Below are 4,781 nucleotides of genomic sequence, written 5' to 3'. Positions count from 1 at the left end.
GCCCATGTTGGGCATCCTCTGCTGTGGCGATACCGGCATTGACGCTGCGGGCGATCTGGTTGATGTTGTTGCCGATGTGATGGATCTCCGTGCGGAGGTCCTTGATCTCCTGGGAGGGTCTGGCCCGAATCGGCGTACCGTCGATGAGCCGGACGATATAAGCCCGTTTGCATAGTCCGCAGAGTTTGGCCTGACGGCAGAGCTGCTGATACTGCTCCGCCGTCAGCTCGATATGCAGATGGTGTTTTTCTTTTGGGAGTCCCAAGCGTGCCTCCTTTCTGCGGCTCTGCCGCAAACCTTCCGCCCGCAGGCGGCATTGGGGTCAGGGGTTTCCCCTGCAAGTGCGCAAAATGTACATTTGCGCGATGCTTGCCCAACGCCGCCCCTGGCGGCGTTGGCTAGGCCCCGCCGAAGCGGGGCCTATTTTCAAGCGGTAAGTGGATTATGATCATGGCGGGCAGAGCCTGCCAGCTCCATGGAAAAGAAAAATCACCGCTCTGGACCAGAGCGGCGACGCTTATTGCAGGCTGGAATGCTCCAAATTCCTCTGACTAAACTCCCCACACGAGGGTGTCTGTGTTAGCACCCTGAATGTTAAAAAATCCGGGCGGGGTGTCACATTAGACACCCCGCCCGGATTATAAAGGCAGGAGAGCGTATCCGCCCGGACACACTCTCCTGCGTCATCAACGTTCTGGCTCCGCAGCTTTCCTTCCTGGCTGTATCCTTCGTTCCGGTGTCAGCTCCAAAAGCTGCCGCACACGTTTTTGCAAGTGCCGTTCAATCGCCCTCAGCCGGTCATCGGGCAGGTTCAGTCTGGGGTGCCTTTGGAATGTAAAGCCAATCAGTTTGCGAAGCTGCCGCATCTGAACCGGCCCCATTACCTCCCGGCACACAGTTTCAAAGCTGATGCCATAGGGGGTCCCTCTGGTTCTGGCGTAGCTGTCCAAATCCTTGAAATCGTCTGGCATAGCGAAGTTGAATAGGGACAGACCATTGTCAAAAATCGGAGCCGCTCCGATCACCGCGCCGCTGTGGTTATCCCGCAGGACACCAAAGTTACCGAAGTGTCGATCCTCGTTGTAGATCACAGCGTCGAACACCAGCATACTCTTGATATGTTCATACGCCTCCGGTCCCAGCTTCTCATAGTAATCCAGGCAGGCTTTCAGCCCACCCTCCCGCACAATACGGCCAATGGGGATGTAAGATGTGTCAATATCGGTGAACAGTTTGCAGCGGGAGGCCAGGATGCCCTTCCAGTTCTCCAACTCGTAGGGCACTGCGTTCAGGCCCATGGCCTGGGCCACCTGACTGGCGTAAAACTCACTGTATGGCTCGTTTCCGGTGTTTGCCGCGCCGAAGGTACCCCCTTTGTACAGGTAGATCCCCTTGCCCTTTATGAAACGCCATGCCTTGGGCAGCATCCCGTTGGTCGTCAGTTCCGGCGAGGTGGTAAAGGCGGCGTCACTTTGTCCGATGCCAGTGTAAGCCACCAGGGAGAGGATCTCGGAGAAGCGATTCTCGTACAGATTATACTGTGCGAAGGTTCCAGAGAAGCCTCCGGGCACCACCCAGTAGCTGTCGTTGAGGGACAGCCCCTTGCACACGTCGATGATCCCTTTGGTATCATTGATGCTCAGGCCGAAGGTTTTCAAAATTTCCGCTACATAGGCTCGATTCTTGGGGATGACCCGCTTCTGGAGCCATTTCAGCACACCGGCATCGGACAGCTCCATGTCCAGGGGCAGGAGCTGCCTGTGTTCCTCATTGATCCACAGCAGCTTGGCCTTCAGGCCCTCGATGCCCTGCTCCGCCAGGGAGAAGGACAGCAGATCCATATCGTATAGGCGCAGCATGTATTCCTGCTCCATGCCGTGCTCACCTCCATTTCAGGCAGTCAGAGATTCCTGGAATCGTATCCAGGTATGCACAAAACGGTTTGTTTTTTCTCTGGTGTCCTCTGCTTTCACAATCCTACTGTGGAGCCCCACAGTATCCAGACACTTTGTTTCATTATACCCGCCTGTTGGGGAGTTATCAAGGGCAATCGGCAGACAGCGGGCCGGTCACGCGCCCTGAGCCAGCTCCCGCGCGATCCGTTCCTTGGACAGAGCGGCGTAGGCGTCGGTGACCTCGATGCCGGTGGCGGAGTAGCCCTCCAGCACGGCGGCCAGCACCGTGCTGCCGGAACCGGCAAAGGGGTCCAGGATACGCCCGCCCGGCTCGGTGATCTTCACTACATCCCGCATAAGCTGCAGAGGCTTCTCCGTCAGATGGATGCGGTTCTGGGGATTGCCGTACTTGAATACGCCGGGCAGACAGGGGACGGGTCTGCTGATGGGCATATCCCCGTTGGACCCCCAGACAATGTACTCGGCCTGCTGGCGGAAGCGGCCCTTCTGAGGACGGCTGTTGCCTTTGTCCCAGACAGCTGTGCCGCGCCAGATCCACCCCGCCCACTGGAGCGCATCGGTGGCTGCGGGAAGTTGCCGCCAATCGATGAACATGCACACAGGGGCACCGGGTTTACAGACCTTGCGGGCGTCATAGAGCCATTCAGCGGCCCAGCGGGTCCAGGATCTCTGATCCTTGGAGTCGCCGTCAAAGGGAGGGGGCGCGCTTTCTCCCATGCTGGAATATTTCTTGTCGGTGGACTTGTTTTTCTCAGCCGGGGTTCGGCCCCCGGAGGCATAGGGGGGATCGGTGATAACCGCATCGAAGGTGTTAGGGGCGAACTCGCACAGAACCTTCAGTGCGTCGCCGTGTATGATCTCCCATTTATCGTTCATTGGAATCCCTACCTTTCTTTTTGTTGGATTTTTTTGGGGGTTGTACAGCGGAGAGCTCCGTCTCCACATACTCGCTGATGATATGCAGCGCCTGATCATAGTCACCGCAGGAGGTGACGCGGTCAATCATCTCTCTGTTCTGGTCATGCATGCCTGCCATTTGGAGCAGTTGGGAGGCAGTACCCATAATAGAGAAGATATTGCCGTCCTGGCCCAACAGCTCCATTTTGGGCTTTACGGGCTTCTGCTCCTGGATAAACCCGCCCAGCCGGTTGGGTACATAGTCACTGAGCCAGGTGCCGCCAAACTGACTGTGCGTCTGAATCCGCCACAGCGCAAGCTTTCCCACATTCAGCTGTACCCCTTCAAAAGAGAACAGCAGGTTTGTGAGTCCGTCGTGCTGAAATGTGGCCGCATGTTCAAATTTGGTGCCATTCAGCAGGATTCCTTCCTGGGCGAGCAGATCATTGATTCCGTCTACCCATTCCTGAAGGTCGCCGCCGCAGCCCTGGAGGATCAGCCCTTCCTCATCGGTCATGTGCCGCAAGTCCTCCGTGGTCTTTTCTCGGATCATTTGACCTCCTCGCGCTTGGCACTTTTCTTTCTTCTGGGCGAAGTGCGCCCCTTTGGCTTTGAATCGGTCACAACGGGAATGTCCAGTTGATTGGCGCGATGGATCTCCGCCCACATCCCTTCCGTGACCGGCCCATAGACATTGACTTGCTGGCACTTTTCTACCAGCCGCAGGCCCATCTCCCGTGCGGCCAGGTCCTGCGCCGGGTCGCCCGGATTTGCGATGGGCGGGAACATGAGATGGGGGCAGACCGGGATGTCGCCCGCCTGAAAGACTTCCTGGGCTTTCTGCCTGGCGAACGCAATGTTTTTCTCTACCTCACCTCGGAGGGGGGCGCAGATGTACACCAATTTGGGGCCATGGTCTTTTGCCGGGACTTGAATGCGAAAGGTCTCCACATAGTCGCTGGCCATTTGCCGGAGCTGCCGGTAGTCCTCCTGGGTAGGATGATAGGCATACCAATCGATCCGGTCACCATCTACCCAAATATGCGGATTAACGCCATCCCGCAGGTAGGGGTTGTTGGGGATCTTCTGTTTTCCCCATACATCCTTGAAACGAAGAGTCAGCTTGTCCACCACACCCTGACTGCTGTCCAGCAGCGTCAGGCGGAGAGCCGCATAATGATCCGCATGGCCCAGTGTAACAAATTCAGCCCTCACCTGACGATCTCTGTCCAAGCCACCCAGGCAGGCACGGCCTACAAAGACTGGATCATGGATCACAGCCCCGTCCGCAAACAGTTTGCGGAGTTCCTGCTCAAAAAAGTTGCTCATCTGCTCATCTCACAGCCTTTCTGTTTCTTGGGGGGAGAAGGAGCTGGCTGTTGAGGAGCCAGTTCGTCTCGGGACGAATCCCGGATCACAGAACGGCCTTTTCCATCCATGACCAAGGTGTCAAGAGAATCGTTACAAATCTCCTCACCATTGATGACCAGGGCAGTGTCGGTTAAATGCACATCGCCACATACCCTGCCATATACAGCGCAGGTGCCGGATAGAATAGGCGCGCGTCCTGTGTCCGGTGAGTCCAAAACCATCCCGCAGTCGGACACTCTGGCGTGGCCGCATAGATTGCTGCCTCGAATATAGGCATCATCCTCCGCGCGGGCATGGCCACTCAGAGCAGAACCTTGGGAAACATAGGCATTTCCGCAAACAATGGATTCTCCATATAGTATCGCTCCTCCCTTCGAATATCATGGATGGCACGGTAACTGGCGTCAGCGTATTTGTCGATCTCACAGTGGCCCACGCACTGGAAACCTCCGGCCCGGTCCAGTCCGGCTCGGAATCCGCCGATCCCAGCAAACATATCAAAATAGCGTATCAGGTGATCTCATCTCCTTCCTGCTGCAGGGCAAGAAGAAAGCCGAGGACATTCTCATCCATGTCCCCGGCCTGTGCCTGCTGGCT

6 protein-coding genes are annotated in these 4,781 nt (G+C 56.8%); all 6 read right to left on the bottom strand.

The genetic code is table 11. The features are described 5' to 3' along the window. On the bottom strand, positions 1-265 hold a 265-nt coding region (mobC, locus tag B5F88_RS18435; RefSeq protein WP_087348902.1), incomplete at its 3' end, for a plasmid mobilization relaxosome protein MobC. A 421-nt stretch (positions 266-686) separates the two neighbouring features. Further along, positions 687-1,874 carry an XRE family transcriptional regulator gene (locus B5F88_RS18430; protein ID WP_242959885.1) on the bottom strand — a complete coding sequence of 396 codons (1,188 nt, stop codon included), beginning with the start codon at positions 1,872-1,874 and terminating at the stop codon, positions 687-689. Positions 1,875-2,069: 195 nt separating this feature from the next. Further along, positions 2,070-2,792: a DNA methyltransferase gene (locus B5F88_RS18425; RefSeq protein ID WP_140402194.1), complete on the bottom strand. Its 723-nt coding sequence runs from the start codon at positions 2,790-2,792 to the stop codon at positions 2,070-2,072. Then, positions 2,782-3,366, bottom strand: coding sequence for a hypothetical protein (locus B5F88_RS18420; protein ID WP_087348900.1), 585 nt, complete (start codon positions 3,364-3,366; stop codon positions 2,782-2,784). The genes B5F88_RS18425 and B5F88_RS18420 overlap by 11 nt, the downstream gene beginning before the upstream one ends. Then, on the bottom strand, positions 3,363-4,142 hold the full coding sequence (locus B5F88_RS18415; protein WP_087348898.1) for a DUF4406 domain-containing protein: 780 nt from the start codon (positions 4,140-4,142) through the stop codon (positions 3,363-3,365). Before B5F88_RS18415 ends, B5F88_RS18420 begins: the two co-directional genes overlap by 4 nt. Positions 4,143-4,485: 343 nt before the next feature. Next, positions 4,486-4,680 carry a DNA cytosine methyltransferase gene (locus B5F88_RS21990; RefSeq protein ID WP_343286489.1) on the bottom strand — a complete coding sequence of 65 codons (195 nt, stop codon included), beginning with the start codon at positions 4,678-4,680 and terminating at the stop codon, positions 4,486-4,488. Positions 4,681-4,781: the final 101 nt, after the last annotated feature.

Source organism: Flavonifractor sp. An306 (assembly GCF_002159455.1).
Classification (GTDB): Bacteria; Bacillota; Clostridia; order Oscillospirales; family Oscillospiraceae; genus Flavonifractor.
The sequence above is the reverse complement of the archived record's forward strand: the minus strand, read 5'-3'. Positions and strand labels throughout refer to the sequence as shown.